The organism is Streptomyces blastmyceticus (assembly GCF_039521185.1).
Taxonomy (GTDB): domain Bacteria; phylum Actinomycetota; class Actinomycetes; order Streptomycetales; family Streptomycetaceae; genus Streptomyces; species Streptomyces blastmyceticus.
In genome coordinates this window covers 115,415-135,308 of the sequence record NZ_BAAABW010000021.1, presented here as the reverse complement: position 1 = coordinate 135,308, position 19,894 = coordinate 115,415, and the positions used below count along the sequence as shown (strand labels likewise).

The 19,894-nt window shown below is 72.5% G+C and carries 21 protein-coding genes and 1 tRNA gene; 9 read left to right on the top strand and 13 right to left on the bottom strand.

Going from position 1 to position 19,894, the window contains the following annotated elements; genetic code table 11:
• Positions 1 to 194: 194 nt before the first annotated feature.
• Positions 195 to 836, top strand: a complete 642-nt coding sequence (locus ABD269_RS19360) for a hypothetical protein (protein WP_344119409.1) — start codon at positions 195 to 197, stop codon at positions 834 to 836.
• Positions 837 to 841: 5 nt separating this feature from the next.
• Here ABD269_RS19360 and ABD269_RS19355 read toward each other — a convergent pair whose 3' ends face one another.
• Positions 842 to 1,423 (bottom strand): TMEM165/GDT1 family protein, encoded by a 582-nt coding sequence (locus tag ABD269_RS19355; RefSeq protein ID WP_344119408.1) that lies wholly within the window; start codon positions 1,421 to 1,423, stop codon positions 842 to 844.
• Between the two features lie 186 nt (positions 1,424 to 1,609).
• The gene (locus tag ABD269_RS19350) at positions 1,610 to 2,458 is read right to left on the bottom strand and encodes an ABC transporter permease (protein ID WP_344119407.1); all 849 of its coding nucleotides are present in this window, start codon (positions 2,456 to 2,458) and stop codon (positions 1,610 to 1,612) included.
• Positions 2,459 to 2,751: 293 nt separating this feature from the next.
• Here ABD269_RS19350 and ABD269_RS19345 point away from each other — a divergent pair, with 293 nt between their 5' ends.
• The 4 genes from ABD269_RS19345 to ABD269_RS19330 all read left to right on the top strand — a co-directional run bounded on the left by ABD269_RS19345 (position 2,752) and on the right by ABD269_RS19330 (position 6,978).
• Positions 2,752 to 3,393, top strand: a complete 642-nt coding sequence (locus ABD269_RS19345) for an HNH endonuclease family protein (RefSeq protein WP_344119520.1) — start codon at positions 2,752 to 2,754, stop codon at positions 3,391 to 3,393.
• A 299-nt stretch (positions 3,394 to 3,692) separates the two neighbouring features.
• Positions 3,693 to 5,591, top strand: a complete 1,899-nt coding sequence (locus tag ABD269_RS19340; protein WP_344119405.1) for an FAD/NAD(P)-binding protein — start codon at positions 3,693 to 3,695, stop codon at positions 5,589 to 5,591.
• A gap of 57 nt (positions 5,592 to 5,648) precedes the next feature.
• A complete protein-coding gene (locus ABD269_RS19335; protein ID WP_301887680.1) occupies positions 5,649 to 6,131 on the top strand; it encodes a DoxX family protein in 483 nt (160 codons plus the stop codon).
• 208 nt (positions 6,132 to 6,339) lie between these two features.
• Positions 6,340 to 6,978 carry a DedA family protein gene (locus ABD269_RS19330; protein WP_301887679.1) on the top strand — a complete coding sequence of 213 codons (639 nt, stop codon included), beginning with the start codon at positions 6,340 to 6,342 and terminating at the stop codon, positions 6,976 to 6,978.
• Between the two features lie 75 nt (positions 6,979 to 7,053).
• Here the strand turns inward: ABD269_RS19330 and ABD269_RS19325 are convergent, their stop codons facing one another.
• From ABD269_RS19325 to snpA, 3 genes are all read right to left on the bottom strand, one after another.
• On the bottom strand, positions 7,054 to 7,326 hold the full coding sequence (locus ABD269_RS19325) for a DUF1990 family protein (RefSeq protein ID WP_344119401.1): 273 nt from the start codon (positions 7,324 to 7,326) through the stop codon (positions 7,054 to 7,056).
• The gene (locus tag ABD269_RS19320) at positions 7,238 to 7,462 is read right to left on the bottom strand and encodes a hypothetical protein (RefSeq protein ID WP_116211464.1); all 225 of its coding nucleotides are present in this window, start codon (positions 7,460 to 7,462) and stop codon (positions 7,238 to 7,240) included. The genes ABD269_RS19325 and ABD269_RS19320 overlap by 89 nt, the downstream gene beginning before the upstream one ends.
• Positions 7,463 to 7,582: 120 nt before the next feature.
• Positions 7,583 to 8,239, bottom strand: coding sequence for a snapalysin (snpA, locus tag ABD269_RS19315; protein ID WP_301887678.1), 657 nt, complete (start codon positions 8,237 to 8,239; stop codon positions 7,583 to 7,585).
• A 204-nt stretch (positions 8,240 to 8,443) separates the two neighbouring features.
• On the opposite strand from snpA, the gene ABD269_RS19310 reads away from it, so the two are divergent.
• Positions 8,444 to 9,403, top strand: a complete 960-nt coding sequence (locus tag ABD269_RS19310) for a LysR family transcriptional regulator (RefSeq protein WP_344119398.1) — start codon at positions 8,444 to 8,446, stop codon at positions 9,401 to 9,403.
• Positions 9,404 to 9,917: 514 nt separating this feature from the next.
• Here the strand turns inward: ABD269_RS19310 and ABD269_RS19305 are convergent.
• From ABD269_RS19305 to ABD269_RS19290, 4 genes are all read right to left on the bottom strand, one after another.
• Complete coding sequence (locus ABD269_RS19305; RefSeq protein ID WP_344119396.1) at positions 9,918 to 10,763, bottom strand: helix-turn-helix domain-containing protein; 846 nt, start codon at positions 10,761 to 10,763, stop codon at positions 9,918 to 9,920.
• A gap of 7 nt (positions 10,764 to 10,770) precedes the next feature.
• Positions 10,771 to 11,223, bottom strand: coding sequence for a DUF6879 family protein (locus tag ABD269_RS19300; protein ID WP_344119518.1), 453 nt, complete (start codon positions 11,221 to 11,223; stop codon positions 10,771 to 10,773).
• A 43-nt stretch (positions 11,224 to 11,266) separates the two neighbouring features.
• Complete coding sequence (locus ABD269_RS19295; RefSeq protein ID WP_344119394.1) at positions 11,267 to 11,491, bottom strand: hypothetical protein; 225 nt, start codon at positions 11,489 to 11,491, stop codon at positions 11,267 to 11,269.
• 427 nt (positions 11,492 to 11,918) lie between these two features.
• A tRNA-Val gene (locus ABD269_RS19290) sits at positions 11,919 to 11,993 on the bottom strand.
• 171 nt (positions 11,994 to 12,164) lie between these two features.
• Here ABD269_RS19290 and ABD269_RS19285 point away from each other — a divergent pair.
• The 3 genes from ABD269_RS19285 (at position 12,165) to ABD269_RS19275 (ending at position 14,702) form a co-directional block, all read left to right on the top strand.
• Positions 12,165 to 12,938 (top strand): DUF4097 family beta strand repeat-containing protein, encoded by a 774-nt coding sequence (locus ABD269_RS19285; RefSeq protein ID WP_344119392.1) that lies wholly within the window; start codon positions 12,165 to 12,167, stop codon positions 12,936 to 12,938.
• A gap of 164 nt (positions 12,939 to 13,102) precedes the next feature.
• Positions 13,103 to 14,416 (top strand): hypothetical protein, encoded by a 1,314-nt coding sequence (locus ABD269_RS19280; RefSeq protein WP_425572931.1) that lies wholly within the window; start codon positions 13,103 to 13,105, stop codon positions 14,414 to 14,416.
• A 70-nt stretch (positions 14,417 to 14,486) separates the two neighbouring features.
• Positions 14,487 to 14,702, top strand: coding sequence for an FmdB family zinc ribbon protein (locus ABD269_RS19275; protein WP_301887673.1), 216 nt, complete (start codon positions 14,487 to 14,489; stop codon positions 14,700 to 14,702).
• 12 nt (positions 14,703 to 14,714) lie between these two features.
• Here ABD269_RS19275 and ABD269_RS19270 read toward each other — a convergent pair whose 3' ends face one another.
• The 4 genes from ABD269_RS19270 to ABD269_RS19255 form a co-directional block, all read right to left on the bottom strand.
• Positions 14,715 to 15,353, bottom strand: coding sequence for an O-methyltransferase (locus tag ABD269_RS19270; RefSeq protein ID WP_344119514.1), 639 nt, complete (start codon positions 15,351 to 15,353; stop codon positions 14,715 to 14,717).
• Between the two features lie 74 nt (positions 15,354 to 15,427).
• Entirely contained in the window at positions 15,428 to 16,228 is an 801-nt protein-coding gene (locus ABD269_RS19265) for an HAD family hydrolase (RefSeq protein WP_344119390.1), read from the bottom strand.
• Positions 16,225 to 18,684 (bottom strand): phosphoribosyltransferase, encoded by a 2,460-nt coding sequence (locus ABD269_RS19260; RefSeq protein ID WP_344119512.1) that lies wholly within the window; start codon positions 18,682 to 18,684, stop codon positions 16,225 to 16,227. Before ABD269_RS19260 ends, ABD269_RS19265 begins: the two co-directional genes overlap by 4 nt.
• Entirely contained in the window at positions 18,684 to 19,859 is a 1,176-nt protein-coding gene (locus ABD269_RS19255; protein WP_344119388.1) for an HpcH/HpaI aldolase/citrate lyase family protein, read from the bottom strand. The genes ABD269_RS19260 and ABD269_RS19255 overlap by 1 nt, the downstream gene beginning before the upstream one ends.
• Positions 19,860 to 19,894 lie beyond the last annotated feature (35 nt).

Genomic DNA, 19,894 nt, shown 5'->3' with positions numbered 1-19,894 from the left:
TCAACCGGGCAATCCGCGAACCGACCGAAGAGGCTCGTCACGAACGACGGCACCCACGACTGTGCCCGCGTGCGCCCCCTTTGCCTCCGCTCGTCCGGCGCGGCCCTTGGCAGCCCGGCCGTTCCGCGCTGGAATGCGAGGCACCGTTCTCCGCGAATGACGCGCGCGACGAGAGGAGTCCAACCGTGATCCACATGACCGAGACCCTGGCTGTGCACACCGTCGAAGGCTTCCTCACCCCCGACGAGAGCGACCGGCTCACCAAGCTCCTGGACGAGCACCTCGTGGCCACCGGCTGGGCGCCCGCCCGGCCCAGCGACGGCCTGGTCGCGCCCGAGGAGGTCCAGGAGATCCTGGCCGTCGGCATCGAACGGGCGCTGCCCGCCATACGCCGGGTGTTCCCGTCCGTGGCCGGCGCCACGCCGTGGGACTACCACGACCTCGGCCCTGGGGACAGCATCGAGCCGCACCTCCACGGCGTGGGCGAGCCCGACGCGCGGCCGCAGCGGGTCGCGCGCGTCGCCTTTCACCTCCAAGAGGCCGAACGCGGAGGGGAGTTCTACGTCGAGACGGCCTCCTCCGACGCGCTGTGGACCGAGCGCGTCGCGGGGCCGGGCAGCAGCTTCGTGCCCGGCACGCGCTTCGCCCGCGAGATATCGCACCACGCCGGGCCCGAGGCCACCGCCGCGCTGAGCGGCGTCCCCCGCACCCGCTGGACCAGCGCGCCGCCCGCCGGGACGGCCGTCGTCTACGGCGCCCAGCTCGTCCACGGCGTGGCGGTCGTCCGTGAGGGGCGGCTGCGGAAGCTGATCACCAATCTCCTCGGCGAGGGCTGAGCGGATCACCCCACCGCCGCCTCATAAAGGCTGAACCCCGCCAGCGCCAGCATCACCAGCGCCGCGACCTTCGTGATCAGTGCCAGCGGTACGTACTTCATCAACGTGCGGCCGCCCACGATGCCCAGGCCCGCCACCGCCCACAGGCCCAGCGTCGCGCCGATGCCGACCGAGACGGGGTCGTCGTAGCGGGCGGCGAGGTTCGCGGTCATGATCTGGGTGAGGTCGCCGAACTCCGCGACGAGGATCAGCATGAAGCCCGCGCCGGAGACCTTCCAGAAGGACTGGTCGGCGGGCTTGGCGATCTCCTCCTCGTCGTCGTCCTTCTTGAAGAGGAGGACGGCCGCGCCCGCGAGGAAGGCGAGGCCGACGATCACCTGGAGGATCCGGTGCGGGAGGAGGGTCAGCAGGCTGCCCGCGGCGATGGCCAGGACGACGTGGACGAGGAAGGCGGCGGCGACGCCCGCGAAGACGTACGAGGCGCGGTAGCGGGTGCCGAGCATCAAGGAGGCGAGGGCCGTCTTGTCGGGGAGCTCGGCAAGGAAGATCACGCCGAAGACCAGGGCGGCGACGGTGAAGCTGAACACAGGGCGATTCCTCGATCGGTTCGGACTGCCGTACCGAGAGACCTGCGGGAATTCAGGGGTCGCTTCGGCACGGCAGCGTCATGGACACTGCGGCCGAAGGTCTCGCTGGCCTACGGAAGATTTCCCGTCTGCCTCCGGGCGCCGGCTGGGATGAACCCAGCAGTATGTCGACGGTCCGGCGAAGAGCTACTCCCCTTCTGCTCCGTTCAGGGTACGTGATCGCCTGAAGCCGGGCCACCGGCGACCGCCCCGGCCCTCGCTCCGGCCCCCGTCCCGGTGCAGCCTCCCCCGCGCGATCAGTTCCAGCGTGACGGCGACCGCCACCGCCTGCACGGCCATCAGGGCGACCAGGACGAACAGCTGCACCGCCCCCGCGAGCGTCGGCGAGGCCCCGCCCAGCAGCATGCCCACGAACGCGCCGGGAAGTGTGACCAGACCCACGGTGCGCGTCTGGTCCAGGCCCGGCAGCAGGGCGTCGGAGGCCGCCGGGCGGGCGATCTCCAGCCGCGCCTCGCGGTCGAGCAGGCCGAGGGCCATGCCGGCCTCGACCTCGCCGTGCCGGGTGCGCAGCTCGTCCAGCGCGCGGCGGCCCGCGAGGACGGTGGCCGTCAGCGCGCCGCCGATGAGGATGCCCGTGATCGGGATCAGGGCGATGCCCTTGAGCGGGACGAGCCCGGTGAGCAGCAGCACCACGACCACCGGCAGCACGCCCACGCCGATCGGCGCGGCCGCCCACCACCAGGTGCCGTTGTCCGTGATGCGACGCCCGGCCGTCCGTACGGCCACGGCGAACATCAGCAGGACGAAGCACAGGAGCAGCGGCAGCGCGTGGACGACCCAGCCGATCAGGGCGGAGACGGCGGCCAGTTGGACGGCGGCGCGCAGTCCGGCGACGGCGATCGCGCGGGCGTAGCCGCGCTCCCGCCCGTCGGCCAGCCGGGCGAGGGCGGCAACGCCCACGGCGGCGACGAGCAGGACGGCGAGGACCACCCCGAGGGTGGCGTTGACGGGCAGGAGAGCGGCGGCGGCGAGCACGCGGCCACCCTAGGCCGTGCCGGGTGGTCGGGCCGTACGCACCCGCGACGGCGGGCGGTACGGGTCCGCCGTCCGGCCCCTGACCCGGGTGAACTCGCCTTCGGGCTCCCGTGCATGGCGCACCGTCAGGGCGAACTTCACGTTCGCAACCCCTTGCTTTGACATGGCCGCGTCGTCACGCTGTTACCTGGCCAACACCCCCCGGACACCGGCCGTCGACATCCTGGCCGCACCTCACCGGCCACCCCCACCTCAAGGGAGTTCCCATGCCCGGAATGCGCATCCCCACTTCCCTGCGGAACGTCTACGCGCGTCGTGCGGCCGTCGCGGGCGGGCTCGCCGCGCTCGTCGGCTCGCTCGTCCTCAGCGGACCCGCCGCACAGGCCGCCCCGCCCGCACCGGCCGACGCGGCGACGGCCCGTACGTACCTGGGCGAGCTCACCGTCCAGCCCGAAGGGTCCATGGACGGCTACAGCCGCGCGAAGTTCCCGCACTGGATCACACAGTCCGGACAGTGCAACACCCGTGAGGTCGTCCTCAAGCGCGACGGCGAGAACGTGAAACAGGACGCCAAGTGCGCGGCGGTGTCCGGCACCTGGACCTCCGCGTACGACGGCGCGACGTGGACCGACGCGCAGAGCCTCGACATCGACCACATCGTGCCGCTCGCGCAGGCGTGGCGCTCGGGCGCCGACAAGTGGACCACCGCCCAGCGACAGGCCTTCGCCAACGACCTGACCCGGCCTCAGCTCATCGCGGTCACGGACCGCGTGAACCAGGCGAAGGGCGACAAGGACCCGGCGCAGTGGATGCCGCCGCTGAAGTCCTACGGGTGCACGTACGTGGAGATGTGGGTGACGGTGAAGCACTACTACAAGCTGAGCGTGGACTCGGCCGAGAAGGGCGCGATGGAGCGCGTGCTCAACGGCTGCTGACGGGAGGTTTCCGGCGCGGATCCGCCCTCACGACCGCGCCGAGAAGCCGAACCATGCCGCGACCCCGTGGACGACAGCGATGAGTCGCCGCATGCGGACTCCTTTTCAGCGCAGGGAAGTTGAGGGACAGACCGAGGACTTCCCCACCCCGCGCGGCACCACGCACGGTTCACTCGTAAGGGGGAAGTCAACCACTACACACGGACCCGGTTCCGGTGAATTGAGGAATCCGTTCGACGGGCCGCACCCCGAGGCCATGATGGGCCGATCTTCTCGCCCTCGGCCCCCGGGAGAGCACCGTGGCGCACCATGCGATAGCCGTCGTCGGCGCGGGCCCCCGGGGCACCGGCGTGCTGGAGCGGATCTGCGCCTCGGTGCCCGAACTCGCCCCGCGCGCCCGGCTGACCGTGCACGTGGTGGACCCCGCGCCGCCGGGGGCGGGGAGCGTCTGGCGAGCCGACCAGCCCGCGGGGCTGCTGATGAACACCGTGGCCTCGCAGGTCACGGTGTTCACCGACGCGAGCGTGGAGTGCGCGGGGCCGGTGCGGCCGGGGCCGAGCCTGCACGAGTGGGCGGGCGGGGCCGTCGGGCCGGACGACTATCCGACGCGGGCGTGCTACGGGCGCTATCTGGCGTGGGCCTTCGCGAGGACGGTGCGGACGGCGCCGGAGAACGTGGTGGTCCTGACGCACCGGGCGAGGGCCGTATGCCTGACGGAGGACCCGGCGGAGGAGTGGCCGCCGCTCCAGGCGCTCACCCTCGACACCGGCCGCACGCTGCGCGGGCTCTCGGCCGTGGTCCTCGCCCAGGGGCATCTGCCGGCGGTCGCGACCGGGGAGGAGGCCCGCCTGTCGGCGTACGCGACCCGCCACGGCCTGCGTCACGTCCCGCCCGCCAACCCCGCGGACGTGGATCTCGGCGGGGTGTCCCCCGGCGAGGCGGTCCTCCTGCGCGGCCTGGGGCTGAACTTCTTCGACCACCTCGCCCTGCTCACCACCGGCCGCGGCGGGAGCTTCGCCCCGCGCGGCGGCGGGCTCGTCTACCGCCCGTCGGGGCGGGAGCCGCGGCTGTACGCGGGGTCGCGGCGCGGCGTGCCGTACCAGGCGCGCGGCGACAACCAGAAGGGCCCGTACACCCGGCACACCCCGCTGCTGCTGACGCCGGAGGTCGTCGACGGGTTCCGCAAGCGCGCGGCGTCCGGCGCCGCACCGGACTTCCTGGGCGAGGTGTGGCCGCTGGTAGCCGCCGAGGTCGAGGCGGTGCACTACGCGACACTGCTCGCGGGCAGGGGGCTGCCGGTCGCCCGGTTCCGCGACCGCTTCCTCGCGGCGGCGCTCGCCCGGGATCCGCAGGGCGTACGGGAGGTGCTCGACGGCTTCGGCATCGGGCCCGCCGACCGCTGGGACTGGGCGGCGGTGGCCCGTCCGTACGGCGGGCGGCGCTTCGAGGGGCCCGCGGACTTCCGCGCCTGGCTGCTGGCGCATCTGCGCCGGGACGCCGAACGGGCACGCGGCGGCAATGTCCGCGACCCGGTCAAGGCGGCCCTGGACGTGCTGCGCGACCTGCGCAACGAGCTGCGGCAGATCGTCGACCACGGAGGGCTCACGGGCGCCTCGCACCGGGAGCACCTCGACGGCTGGTACACGCCGCTGAACGCGTTCCTGTCGATCGGCCCGCCCCGCCGCCGGATCGAGGAGACGGCCGCGCTGATCGAGGCGGGCGTGCTGGAGGTGCTGGGGCCGGGCCTGGAGGTGACGACGGGGGCTCCCGGCGGCGGGCCGGGGTTCGGTGCGCGGTCGGTGGCGGTGCCCGGCTCCGCGGTGTCCGTGACGACGGTCGTCGAGGCGCGCCTGCCGGCGCCGGACGTGCGGCGCACCGGGGACGCGCTGCTGGCCGGCCTGCTGCGGACGGGGCAGTGCCGGGCGCACCGGGTGGACGGCCATGTGACGGGCGGGCTGGACGTCACGCCGAGCCCGTACCGGCTGGTCGACGCGCGGGGACGGGCGCATCCGCGGCGGTTCGCGGTGGGCGTGCCGACGGAGGGGGTGCGCTGGGTGACGGCCGCGGGCGCCCGCCCGGGTGTGAATTCGGTGACGCTGGCGGACGCCGACGCGGTGGCGCGGGCCGTGTTGCGCACGTGTTGCGGGTTGCCCTCGGGCACAACGAATCAAGAGCTTGAACTTGCAAGTAACGATTAGGCGAACCTAACCTGTACCCCTCGTCGTTTCCTGTCCCCGACACGAGGAGCACTCCCCATGCCCCCCACGACCGCTCCGTCCCCCTCGGCCACGACTTCCGCCGCCGGCGGCACGGCCCAGGCCATCACGCTCACCGAGCGGCTCGACGCCGCCCGGCCGTACGTCCTCTCGGCGTTCCGCGCCGTGGTCGGCCTGCTCTTCGCCTGCCACGGCGCGGCGTCCCTGTTCGGCATCCTCGGCGGTGCCGCGGGCAGCCACGGCGGCACGATCGCGGCCGGCACCTGGCCCGGCTGGTACGCGGCCGTCATCCAGCTCGTCGGCGGCATCCTCGTACTGCTGGGCGTCGGCACCCGCAGCGCGGCCCTGATCTCCTCCGGCTCGATGGCGTACGCGTACTTCAACGTGCACCAGAGCACGGCCCTGTGGCCGATCCAGAACGGCGGCGAGGCGTCCGCGATGTTCGCGTGGGCGTTCCTGCTGATCGTCTTCACCGGCCCCGGCGCGGTCTCCCTGGACCGCCTCTTCCGCCGCGAGCAGTGATCCGTCCGGGGGTCCGGCCTCGCCGCCGGGCCCCCGGGTCGCCTTCCGTTCGGCACACACCGGCACAACTCCGGCACGTGATTCAAACAACATCACCGGCCCCGCGCACATGTCACAGGAGCCCCAGGCGTACGCTGTGCGGTTGTGAAGGCCGCCCCTGCCGCTCCCTGCGACGTCGCGGCGGGGGACCGTACCGGGAGATCAGGACGTGCTGGAGCAGTTGGGGTCGTTGGCCGACACCCCATGGATCTATGTGATCGTCGGGCTGTCCGTGCTCCTCGACGTCTTTCTTCCCGTGCTGCCCAGCGGCGTGCTGGTGATCACCGCCGCCACCACGGCCGCGGGCTCCGCCGCCGACGCGGTCGGTGACGCCGCCCGGGGTCACGCGGGCTTCCCCGAGATGTTCGCACTCGTGATGTGCGCGGCGACCGCCTCCGTGCTCGGCGACATGGTCGCCTACCGCCTCGCGTGGCGCGGCGGCGACCGCTTCGACCGCGCCATCGCCCGCTCCCGCCGCCTCACCGCCGCCCAGGCCAAGCTCGGCACGGCACTGCTGCGCGGCGGCGGTCCGCTCGTGGTCGTGGCGCGTTTCGCGCCCGCCGGGCGGTCGGTCGTCAGCCTCGGCGCGGGGGTCATGCACCGCAGGGTGGCGGAGTTCCTGCCCTGGTCGGCGCTGGCGGGTCTGACCTGGGCCGCGTACAGCGTGAGCCTCGGCTACTTCGGCGGCCAGTGGCTGGGAGCCAGCTGGCTGGGCACGGCCGTCTCCTTCTTCGCCCTCTTCGCGGCCGGGCTGGGCGCGGCGTTCGTCATGAAGCACCCCCGCCACCGCGAGGCACAGGCACAGTAGGGCCCGCTACGGCTCCGGCCGTACCCGGCCAGGGCGCCGGGCCGAGGCCCGCATTCCGCATCCGTATGAGCGTCCTTATGACCCGACGGCCAGGGACTCGGGCGCGCTGGCGCCGGGCGATGCCGGCGGTGCGGCGGTGATCCGCACTCCCGGCATCGCCCGGTGCATGCCCCAGGACAGCAGCGCGTCGGCGGCCGCCTCGAAGGCGTCCCGGCCGCGTCCTATGCGGGCGGGTACGCAAAGGCGGCCGTACTCGCGCTCACAGCTTGGTGAGCTTGGTGTACGGGCCGGGGATGCGCTCCTGGCGGGAGGCGAAGTCGACGAGCACGGCGACGTCCTCCTCGACACCGATGACCCGGCCGAGGCCGTAGCGGTCGTGGGTCACCCGGTCCCCCACGGTGAACCGCTTCACCGGGGCTGGGGCGACGGGAGCATTGAAGGGGCTGGTGGGCAGGAACCGTCGGTGCGCTGCTGGCTTCGTCATTGTCCTCAGTATGCGCCCTTCGCGGGCGGGCGGCGCCCGGGAAGGGCACAGCGGCCCGGCTCCACGGGGGAGCCGGACCGCTGGATGATCATGTGTCGGAGGTCACCGGACCCCGGACGATCAGTGGACCTTGGTGAAGGCGTCCTTGTCGAAGGCCGTCAGGCCGTTGGCCCACAGGGCGTTGACCCGGCTTCTCTCCTGCGAGTTCGGGTAGGGGTTGGTGCAGGACGGGCCGGGGCCGCCACCGGACATCAACTCGCTGCACGGGCCCTGGTAGTGGTCGGGCAGGCCGAGGACGTGCCCGGTCTCGTGCGCGGTGACGCGGGTGGAGTCGTACTGCTGGTTCTGCTGGTAGTCGAGGAAGATGTAGCCGCGCCCGTGGCCGTCGGTCTGGGCGTAGGAGCCGCGGGAGTCGTTGCCCTCGTAGTACGAGAAGTCGGCGTTGCCGCCCGCCCGCAGCTGGACGTTGCGGACGGAGCTGTTCCAGATCTGCGCGGCGTTCGCTATCTCCTGCTGGAAGCTGGGCGCGTTGCTGGGGTCGTAGGTGACCGTGACGGTCTGCAGGCCCGGGGACTTGGCGGCCTTGGCCTTCGCGGACTTCATCACGGCCTCGAAGAAGGCCTTGTTGCCCGCCTGCTCGGCCGCCGAGCCGACGTAGGACGACTTGGTGACGGTGTGCGATCCTTCGGTCACGGGCACCGCGGTGGCCGGGACGGACAGCGCCGCCGCCAGACCGAGACCGAGGGCGGCCGAGAGCACCATGGTGGAGCGATTCATGTGGGGGACTCCATTCGTTCCGAGAGCCCTGACCGAATGGTGGTGGGTCGGCCGGGGCGCATCGGGTGAACTGTTGGTCCCGGGAAGTCTCTGACGAGTTATCAGTGGTACGGATGATGCCAACCGGCCATAGCTCCGTCCAATCACCTACCCTGCCCCCCGATGTGTCTGGTGTGACGTGCGAGGTGCAGTTATGCTCCCCCCGTGGAGCTCGAGGTCAGGCACCTCCGTGCGCTTTGCGCCATCGCCGACACCGGAAGTGTGCGGAAGGCCGCGCTCCAGCTCGGCATGACACAACCCTCGCTGACCACTCAACTCCGGCGTATCGAGGGGGCCGTGGGCGGCCTCCTCTTCACCCGCGGCCAGACGGGCAGCCGCCCCACCCCGCTCGGCCACACCGTCCTGCTCCGCGCGCGGCCCATCGTCGCCGAGATGGCCGCCCTGGTGACGGCCGCGCGAAATGCCGCCGTGGGCGCGGGTGGTGAGCGACTGCGGGTGGGCAGCGTCGGCAGCCGGGTGGTGACGGGGTGGCTGCGCCGCATCCACGCCCGGTTCCCCGATGCGGATATCACCATCCATATAGAGGTATCGGCGAACACTCTTCTCCAACTGCTCGCCACCAACCAGCTCGACGTGGCCTTCGTGCAGGAGACCGAGGGCTTCCCGCTGGCCGTGCCCGCGGGTGTCGAGCGGCGCGTGCTCACCGCGCGCGAACCGAAGTTCGTCGCCCTCGCCGCCGGGCACCCGGCGGCCGGGCGGCCCGTGGTGAAGCTGGCCGAACTCGCCGACGAATCCTGGATCGTGGACCCGACCGCCGACCACGAGTGGGCCGCCCTGTGCCGGGCCTTCGCCGCCACCGGGCTCGACCCCCGGCTGATCCACGTCCGCGACAACACCACCGCCGCGGACCTGGTCGCCTCCGGCGAGGCCGTACGCCCCTGCCAGCCCACGGCCGAGCCGGCCCCCGGCACGGTCGTCCGCCCCCTCCACGGCGACCCGCTGACCGCCGAACTCTCCCTCGCCGCCCGCGCGTGCGCCCTCCCGCTCCCCGAACTGGACGCACTCTTCACCGACCTGGAAGCGGCGTACGAGGAGGCGGCCACGCGAAGCCCGGCCTACCAGTCCTGGCTCGACGCCAGGGGCACCGCCCTCTTCCGGGGGTGACCCGGGGGCCTTCGATGTCATCCGTGGATGCCGCTGGTGGGCACAGACGAAGCGGCCTCATGTGTACTGAATGTGTACCGCGCCCGGGCGCTGTTCGACGGATCGCGCCGGACCGCTCAGGCAGCGGGCCGCCCGCCATGCTCAACACGACACCTCCCCTGACCTGGGGGCGCTCGGGGACGTCGCCGTTCATGCCTGTGTCTCCTCGTCAGTGCGTAAGACGTGGATGCCGGGGCAGGGGCGGTGGTCTGTGCGGCACCTGGGGCAGCCGCAGGCCGGGAACATCTGGCGTGCCGTGGTGGGGTCGGGGCCATCGGCCGTCTCGCCCAGGTCCCGGCTGATCACGAGCACACCGTCAGTGCCGTGCGCGCCGAACGCCCGGGACAGTGCCTCGCGGGCAGCGCTCGGCCGGGGCGTCATCGGTTGCCCCAGGAGGGTTCCCCGGGGGCCGTCAGCTCCCGCGCGTACACGATGCACCCGAACCGGCCAGAGGGCGTGGTGATCGCCCGCCGGATCACCCGAGAGAGTCGATAGCCGCTGTGATCATTGATCTTGCCGGGGCCCCGTACAGGGCGATGGCAGAGAGTTCGTTGAACGTCGTCGTGTAGTCACGAACCTCTCGCGGCTGGGTGATCGTCAAGTGTGCCGAGACCAGCTCGACGTTCACTTGGTCGTCGTCGTACATGGTGAACGACTCGACCGGCCACCCGGAACCGCGCGGGGCGCCCATGGGGATGACACCCAGGCTTACCGACGGCAATGAAGCCACAGAAATCAGGTGCCCCAGTTGTCCAGCCATGACCTCGGTGTCTCCGATCATGGTCCGCAACACCCATTCCTCCACGAGGACGGCGAAGCTGTGGTGGCCTGATCGCAGAACGTGCTGCCGTTCCATGCGGACGGCCACCGCTTCAGCTACATCGTCCGGTGTCTGCCGCAGGTTCACGATCGTATTCAGCACGGCTGTGGTGTAGGCGGCTGTCTGTAGCAGGCCAGGGACCACCCATGACTGGTACATACGGAAGCGGCGGGTTCGTTCGAAGAGCGGCAGGGCGGCTTCCTGCGCGCCCTTCAGTCCCGTTCGCTCCGTGCGCCGCCATTCCACATACATGCCCTCGATATTGCGAGCAGTGGCGATCAGGTCGGCGGCCTGCTCCTGTGCCCCACAGTGCAGCGTCCAGGCCCTGATATCGGCATCAGAGGGCGGGGTGCGGCCATGCTCGATGCGGGAGCACTTCGACTCGTGCCACCCCGCGAGCGCGGCCAGCGCCCGCGCGGTCAGACCGGAATCCTTCCGGACCTCGCGCAGGCGCTGGCCGAGTGCTTGCCTGGCTTGCTGAACGCTGGACGATGAGGACATGTGACGGTCAGGCCGGCCGGTATTCCTCGTGGGGCACCGCCCGCTCCCACACCGCTTCGAAAGCCGATGCGCAGAGCTTGATCAGCGCAGGTTCGGTGATGACTTCCTCGCCCGTGAACTGCCCGTCCCCGCCGAAGTGGTTGACCATGACCGTGGTGCCGTCCAGCAACCAGAAGTCATTGCCCGGCAAGGCAAGGTCAGTGGCGCGACGGCGAGGCAGCCAGCGAACTTGCTCGCCTGCCGCGACGTTGGAGAATGTGACGTCGTACTCGAACTGCACGTAGTCGGAGACCGGTTCACTCACGACGCGGGCTCGGCGCACCTCCACACCGCGGGTTGTGGTCTCCTCGATGAGGGTCAGCCATGGGCGCCACCACGACTCTCGGTCGCCCTGATCGTCCCGGTGCCCGTCCTGCCACGCTACGAACATCGGATCGTCGCGCATGTAGCCGTCGCGCATCTCCAGATGGACGGCGGACCGCTCGCACCGGCGCAGGAGTTCCTCAAGCGTCGGTACTGCCACCGCTCACCTCCGGGAAGAACTGCATCATCCGTCGCGGGAATTCGATTACAGTCTCATGATCGGGGATGTTCATCTGGGCCAGCCTCTCCCCGTCGAGGACGCGCCACCCCTGAAGCACGTAGTTGTCCGTCTGGTCGTCGTAGTACACCGTGGGCGACTTGCCGTCCGGGCTCTCGGGGTCCTTGCCCAACCTGTGCAGAGCCATACCGTGCCTCCTATGTCCGGAGTGGCGTTCGACGTGATCGAGCTTGCGCCGGTTCACCTTGAACGCGCCAGCGACTTGCACGAACTTCTACGCCAAGGGCGGGTCCGCCGTCATGGCAGGCATGACTGGCGGTGGCGCGCGTCCTGCCCTGGGACCAGGACGGCAGGGCCGCAGCGTGGTGTTCGCGACCCTGAAACCCGTACAGGACCGGGACTCAGCTCGCAGAGCCGCCAGGCTCGATTTCCCTGGAGTGATCACTGGGCAGCAGGCGGTTGACCACCGTCTCGGGGTTCGCCTGCATGTCCAGGGCCTTCAATGCGGCGGCCGAGTTGAGACGGTCTTGACTTCGGGCCCGGTCCGCCGGGTCTGGCGACCGCCAGGGAGATGCCGAAGACCCCCAGCCGTGATCGACTGGGGGTCTTCGCGCTGGTGGGCACAGACGGATTTGAACCGCCGACATCTGCTTTGTAAGAGCAGCGCTCTACCGCTGAGCTATGCGCCCGGGAACGAATAGACAGAGTACATGGCAAGAGGCCGGTCCTCACAAACCAGGGCGGAGGGGGCGCGGGGGTTATCCCCACCCTGGATCCGGTAGCGGGCTTCATACCGGGCGCGGTGATCGCTCCGTAGCGTGATGGGCGTCCGCGCCCCGACCCGCCCTTACGGAGTCATCGTGAAAGCCCGTTCCCGTACGCGTTCCGCCGCCCGGTTGTCCCTCGTCGCCGGTGGCGTGCTGCTCGCCGGGGTCGCCGTGGCCGGGTGCGGGAGCTCCGACCTGGGCGACGCCAAGCCTGAGGACCGGGCGTTCGCGTTCTCCGGGCAGGAGCTGACCGTCGACTCGGACGACTCGCAGCTGGAGCTGGTGCCCGGCGACGGCAAGGACGTGAAGGTGACCCGGTGGTTCGCCGGATGGACCGTCGGCGGGACCTCGAAGACCTCGTGGGCGATGGACGGGTCCACCCTGAAGCTGCGCATGCACTGCTCGGGCATCAGCTCCGATTGCCGCTCGAAGCACAGGATCGAGGTCCCCCGCGGGGTCGAGGTCACCGTGAAGGAGAAGAACGGCGGGGTCACGGCGAGCGGGTTCGACAAGGACCTCAAGATCGCCTCCGACAACGGCGAGGTCCGGGTCGCCGACTCCGGCGGCGCCCTCGACCTCTCCAGCTCCAACGGCGCCGTGACCGCCACCGGCAGCACGGCCCGCCAGGTCAGGGCCCGCTCCGGGAACGGGGCGATCCGGATCGCGCTGAAGCAGGTCCCGGACCGGGTGGAGACCACCAACGACAACGGCGGCACCCGGATCGAGCTCCCCCGCGCCCCGTACAAGGTCGACGCGCACAGCGACAACGGCGGTACGAAGGTGGACGTTCCCCGCGACGACGCCAGCCGGCACACGGTCTCCGCGCGCAGCGACAACGGCGAGGTGAAGGTCGTCACGGCGGGCTGACCGTCCGGTGTGTTCGTCCCCGGCGGGTGGGAGAATGGCATCCGGGCCAGGGGCGATCCATCGGGAGAGGGCAAGTGACGGCGACCATCGCGCAGTCCGTACGACCGGCACGCCGCCGTTTCCGCTCCCCGGGGGCCGGTGGGACCGTGGCGGCGGTGGCCGCCGTGGCCCGGGAGACGGCCGGGCTCGCGCTGCTTCCCGTGGTGCTGTTCGCCGCGGCGCTGCCCGCGTCCTTCGCCGGCGGCGGCACGCGCCGCTGGGGCCGGGGCCGCGGCGAGGGGCAGCGGGCCGACGCGCAGGCGGCTAAGGACGCGGCGGCCGCGGCGTTCTACGAGCTGGACACCGCCCAGCGCGACCTGCGGATCTCCATCGAGACGATCACCGCGGTCGACTCCTCGCCCGCCGCCCGCAAGGCGGCCGCCGACTTCGCGGCCTTCGGGCAGCGCATCGACGAGGTCTCGCACGCCTACATCACCGCCGTCGACTCCCACGACCTCGACCGCGACGACCTGGACGCCGCGTCGGCGGCCCGCGCGCGTACGGACCTGACCCGCGCCAAGGACGAGCTGCTGCGCGTCAAGGCCGACCTGGAGCGGTTCGGGGCGGGCCTCGGGCCGCTGCTGGGGTCCGCGGAGGACCGGCTCGCACGGCTCGCACCCGCCGTGGAGCGGGCCCGGCAGCAGCTCCTGGCCGCGAGCGACGCGCTCGACGCCGTACGGGCCTCGGGCCTGCGCGCCGACGACCTGGCCGCGCGGCTCGTGGCCCTCTCCCCCGAGCTGACCAAGCTCAACCAGGGCGCCGGGCAGCACGGCGTACAGGAGACCGTCGCCCGCGCCGAGCGGGTGCAACGCGAGGCCGAGGTGATCCGCGGCGAGGCCGAGGGCCTGCCGCAGAAGGCCGCGGACCTCGACAAGCGGCTCGTGTCGCTGCGCACCCGCGCCCAGGCGATCACCACGCGCGCCGCCGGTGTGGGCCCCGTCCTCAGCGAGCTGCGCCGCCGTTACAGCGCCGCGTGCTGGCAGGACCTCCAGCGGGTGCCCGAGGAGGCGGAGCGCGCCGTCGCCCAGGCCGAGGCGAAGCTGCGGGAGGCGCAGACCGCGCGCGACGCACAGCGCTGGCCGGACGCGCTCGCCGGCCTCTCGACCGTACGGGCCCTGCTGAACACCACCGACGAGTCGGTCTCCGCCGCCGGTGACCGGCTGCGGCGGCTGGACGAGGTGTCGTCCGACCACCGCAAGGAGGTCGAGCGCACCCGCTTCGCCGTACGGGACGCGCAGCGGCTCGCCATGGCGGGCCGCAGCACGCCGGACCCGCGCCACGCGCGCCCGCTGGACGAGGCGGTGGCCCGCCTGGACCGGGCGGTCGCGGGCCTCGAAGGCCGCCATCCCGACTGGTGGCACTTCCTGCTGGAAACGGAGGCGGTACGGACGGCCGCGGCGCGCGTGGTCCAGGACATCAGGGAAGCGCGCAGCCGCTGAAAGGACAAGCGGCGCAGCCGCTTCGGGCGAAGCAGGACCGGGCCGGAAACCCGCCCGTTATCCTTCGCACATGCCTCGCTACGAATACCGCTGCAAAGCCTGCGGCGACACCTTCGAGCTCAACCGCCCGATGGCCGAGTCATCCGCCCCCGCCACCTGCCCCGAAGGCCACGCGGACACCGTGAAGCTGCTGTCGACCGTCGCCGTCACCGGCGCCGCCGCGGCAACCCCCGCCCCCCGGGCCGGTGGTGGCGGTGGCTGCTGCGGCGGCGGTTGCTGCGGCTGACGGGGCGCGCCGTCAGGCGGCCCGGCGGGAGAGGGTCAGGCCGTCCGCGACCGCCAGCATGACGGAGTCCATACGCTTGTCGGCGGCCACGTGCTCGTTGAACGCGTCGACCGCCGCGCCCGTGCGCGAGGTCCCGGGGGTGAGGACCTGCCCGCTGAAGAGGACGTTGTCGGCCACGATCAGCCCGCCGGGGCGCAGCCGCGGCACGAGCTCCTCCCAGTAGTCGATGTAGCCCTCCTTGTCGGCGTCGATGAAGGCCAGGTCGATGTGCGCCTCGTCCGGCATGGCCTTCAGCGAGTCGAGCGCGGCGCCGATCCGCAGCTCGACGCGGTCAGCGACGCCCGCCCCATGCCACGCGTCGCGCGCGTAGGCCGTCCACTCCTCGGAGATGTCGAGGGTGATCAACTTGCCGTCTGCGGGCAGCGCCTGGGCCATGGACAGGGCCGAGAGGCCGGTGAAGGTGCCGACCTCCACGATGTGCCGGGCGCCGGTGAGCCGGACGAGGAAGGCCAGCAACGGGCCCTGTTCCCGGGCGATCTGCTTGACGGCGACGCCGGGCAGCGCGCTGCGGGTGATGTCGACGAGGGCCCGCTGCGACGGGAGGAGCGGCGGGTTGTGGGCGAGCACGTACTCGTACAGCTCGGGGGTCATCCGGATGCCCTTGAAATCGGTCACGTGAGGCTCCTCGGGGGCGGAAACGGCCAACGGCCGGACTCCCGACGAGATTACGCCGCCCCTGCGAACGCCCGCAGGATCTCCTCACCGGCCAGCACGCCCCGCGTCTCCAGGGCGGTCACGTGCGGTGCGGTCCAGCCCGCGTCGGCGAGTTCGCCGTGGCCCGGGCGCCAGCCGCGGTCGGCGGCGAGCAGCAGGTCCGCGTCGAGCAGGGAGTCACCGGCGGCGAGCACCTCGGACGCGCCCGTGCGGCGGGCGACCTCGGCGACCGCGGCGCTCTTGGTGAGCGGCTCCGGCACGGCGTAGAGCTTGCGGCCCTGGAGCGAGACCGACCAGCGGCGGGCGCGGGCCCACTCGGTGAGTTCCTCGACCCAGCCGCCGGGCAGCAGCGGCCGGTCCACGACGAGGTAGGCGAAAAGATCCTCGGCCGTGCGCTCCTTGAGCAGCCAGGCCGGGTCGGCGGTGCGCACCAGGTGCGCGCGGACCTCGTCCAGCGGGGCGCACTCGGCAGCCAGCGTCCGCTCCACACCCCGCCGCCAGCCGGCGTCGGACTCGCCGCGTACGAGCAGCTCGCCGCCGTTGGCGCAGATCGCGAACTCCGGTACGGGGCCGGGCAGCCGGATGCGGCCGTACTGCGCGCGGGTCCGGGTGGTGGTGGGCACGAAGGCGGCGGTACGGGCCAGGCCGGCGAGCAGTCCCGCCGCGGTCTCCGTCATGTACGAGAGGGGTCTGCTCTCGTACACCTCGACGCAGAGCAGGCGCGGCGCCTCCGCGTCCGGCGTCCCGAGGGCGAGCGCGGCGGCGGAGTAGATGAGGGTGCGGTCGAGGTCGCTGGCGACGAGGAGGGTCACGGGGCGGCCACCGCCGTGCCGTCCGCTCCGGTCGCGCCGCGGGTGTAGCGGGGGTGGATCAGGCCGACGCAGCTGTACGGCAGGCCGTCCACCTCCTCCACCGGGACGCCGCGCTGGGCGGCCAGCAGCCGCACGTGGCCGAGGTCCGCGCCCGCGCCCCGCCGGGCGAGGATCTTCCACGGGACGCGGCGCAGCAGGACGCGCGTGGTCTCGCCGACGCCGGGCTTGACGAGGTTGACGTCGTGGATGCCGAACTCCTCGCTGATGCGCTCGACGGCGGCCCAGCCCTCCCAGGTGGGTGTGCGGTCGGCGGCGGCCATGTCCTTCGCGTCGAGGGCGACCTGCTCCCGGGCGTCGGGGAAGCGCGCGGCGACGGCTTCGATCAGGTCGCGCGAGACGTCGGCGCCCGCGAGCTCGCGGTAGAACTTCGCGCCGTGGAAGTCGTGCGGGCCGACGAGGTCGGAGCGCAGGACCGTACGCGAGATCAGGCCGGACACCGTCGAGTTGAGGCACGCGGAGGGGATGAGGAAGTCGTCGCGCGTGCCGTAGGTCTCCACGCAGCGGCCGGGGTCGGCGAGGACCGCGAGGCGGGGGTCGAAGCCCTCGAAGCCGGCCAGGGCGTCGGCGAGTTCGCGGGTGATCGCGCCCTTGCCCGTCCAGCCGTCGACGAACACGACGTCGGCAGGGTCGTGGTGGGCGGCCAGCCAGCGCAGGGCCGTGCGGTCGATGCCGCGGCCGCGCACGATGGAGACGGCGTAGTGCGGCAGGTCGAGGCCGTACGCGTGCCGGGCCCAGCGGCGCATCAGCACGCCGACGGGGGTGCCCGCGCGGGCCAGCGAGACCAGCACCGGGCGCGGGGAGCGTTCGGCGAGCACGGTCTCGGTGACGACGCCGACGGCCCGCGCCATGCGGGACGCGGAGGCGTCGAGCGCGGCGCGGAACAGCGCCTGGTACTCCGCGCTGGGCTGGTACTCGACGGGCAGCGACTCGGCGTAGTGCGCGCCGCCGCTCTGGATCGCCTCCTCGCGCTCCTCGGTGGGCGCTTCGAGGGTGACCTCGGAGAGGTCCTGGAGCAGCCAGCCGACGTCCTCGGGGGCGTAGGAGGAGAAGGCGGGACCGCGCAGCGGTTCTGGCATGGCCGGGGCAGCCTCGGGGGTGCGGGAGGGGACGACGGCGAGCAGGACGTGCCCGGTGTGCGGGGCGAGGGCATCCAACAGGCCGCCAGGGGCGTGGAGTTCGGGGGTGTCGCCATGGGAGTCGACGACGGCGACGACGGCGTCGAAGCCGGCGCCCGCGACGTTGTACGCGTAGCGGGGCCCGGGTCCGTCGGCGGGGTCGTCGTGGGCGGGGAAGCCGATGCGCGTACGGATGGCGTAGCCGGGGTCGTCGACGGCGAGCACGGGCGACCGGGTAGTGGTGGAGAACCGCACGTCGACGCCGGTGGCGGTGCCGCTCGCCGTCCCGATGCGCCCGTGCGCATGATCCGCGGAGCCGCCGAGCGCCTCCTCCAGAGCGCAGGCGAGCCGCAGCGGCGCGTACATCAGCTCCTCGTTGCCGAGGACGAGCACGCGGCGGGCGTCTCGTGGGAGGGCTTCGGCGAGCCGGGCGGCCATGCCGGGCAGCGCGGCCTCCAGCCGGGACCGGTGGGCGGGGGTGAAGCCGTGCCGGCCGCCGTCGGGCACACCGGCGGGCCATCCGAGCTCGACCCGCTGCGGGGTGGCGTGCCCTGCCCTGCCGAGCGGTGCGGGCGCGGCGCCTGCGGACTCGTGCTCCGCCACCAGCGCCTGGCCCCGTTCCAGCACCCCGGCGGGGAGCCGTACCGTGCCGGAGGCGAGGGCGAGGACGTCCACGCGGGCGCCCAGTTCCGCGGCGAAGCCGGTCAGGCGCGCGCGGTCGGCCGGGCCGCGCATGTCGACCAGGGCCACGATCACGTACCGCTCGCGCGGGAAGCGCGCGTGGAGCGCGGTGATCGTGTTGAGGACCGTGCGGCCCGTGGAGAACTCGTCGTCGACGAGGATCAGCGGGCCGTCGCCCGACAGCAGCGCCGGGTCCTCGGGCAGCAGCAGGTGGGACGTGGCGTGGCTGTGCTCCTCCTCGAAGCCGCCGACCGGGGTCACGCCCGGGACGGGCCGCCGGGTGGAGTGCAGATAGGGCGCGAGGCCGAGGCCGTCGGCGACGGCGTGGCCCAGGCCGGTGGCCGTCTCCGCGTAGCCGAGGACGACGGCCCGCGCCGCGTCGGCGTCGCCGAGGAGCTCGCGGACCCGGCGCCCGAGCCCGGCCCCCGAGCCGTGGACCGCGGACGGCGCCACGGGCACGTGCTTGCCGAGCACGTGGGACACCAGCAGGTGGGCCCGCTTGGGGTTGCGCCGCAGGGCCAGGCCCAGCAGCTCCCGGAGGGAGGGGTCACCCTCAAGACCGACGCCGAGCCGGTCCTCGACCCAGCTCCCCGACCACATCACGCGGCCGTCCCGACGCTCGCGCCCAGCAGCTCCACAAAGCTCACGTCCTCCCGCGCGACACCGAAGACCTCGGCGCGGAGCATGGTGCGCTCCGCCCAGGCCCGGTGCGGCTTCACTTCGTTCATCTTGTTCGTATAGGCGGAGCGCATCACTCCGCCGCCCTCGCGCTCGGGCCGCAGGATGTCCTCGGCGTCGCTGAACTCCTCGTGGCTGACGACGGAGAGCGCGTGCACGGGGGCGACGTGGGAGGGGTGGATGCAGGTCTTGCCCTGGAGGCCGTTGGCCCGGTCGAGCTGGATCTCCCGGAGCAGGCCGTCCATGTCGTGCTGGATGAGCGCGGTGCGCAGCTCCTCGGCGGGGCCGGCGAAGGGCGTGCGGCGCAGCTGCGGTTTGAACATCCGCTCGTGCGCCCTGAAGTACTCCCAGACGGGGCCGGTGACGGTGAAGCCGCTGCCGTCCGCGCGGCCGAGGACGTTGACGACGTCGGCGATGACGGAGGCGACTAGCTGGACGTCGTAGGCGGTCATGTCGGGCGCGCGGCGCAGTCCGTACGCCGAGCAGAAGTCGGTCACACCGAGCCGCAGGGCCAGCACCCGGTCGCGGTACTTCTCGACGGTGCGGGCGATGCCGGAGAGCGTCCCGGTGCGGGTCTCCAGGTGGAGCAGCTCGGGCGATTCGAGTACGGGCATGGCGAACAGCCGCCGCCCGCAGTCGCTTTCGGCGGCGGCGAGCTCTTCGAGGAAGGGGATGCCGCGCTCCTCGGTGAACTTCGGGAGGACGAAGCCGGACAGCAGCCGCCCGGCCGGGCCGAGGCGGCGGACGAGGGCGGTGATCTGGTCGGGCTCGCGGACCCGGATGAAGAGCAGGGGCAGCTTCCGGCCGGTCGCGGCGAGGTCGGCGAGCCGGGCGAACTGGCGGACGAGGTTCTCCTCGGCGCGGGGCACGTCGGCGTCGCCGATGGAGTCCTCCAGGCAGAGGACCATGGAGACCACTCCGCGTTCGGCCTGCTTGACGACGTCCTCGGCGAGGGCGGGCCGGGTGGCGGGGCTGTAGAGCGTGGCGCCGAGGGCGACGGCGAGCGTGGCGGCCGGGGAGTGCGCGTCGAAGGCGGCGGGCTGTCTATGGAACAGCCCATTCCGCACCGAGGGCGCAAGGTGCTCGAAATGCCTCATTACTCTCCCCGTGTGCCACGGCTTCCGCCGGCCCG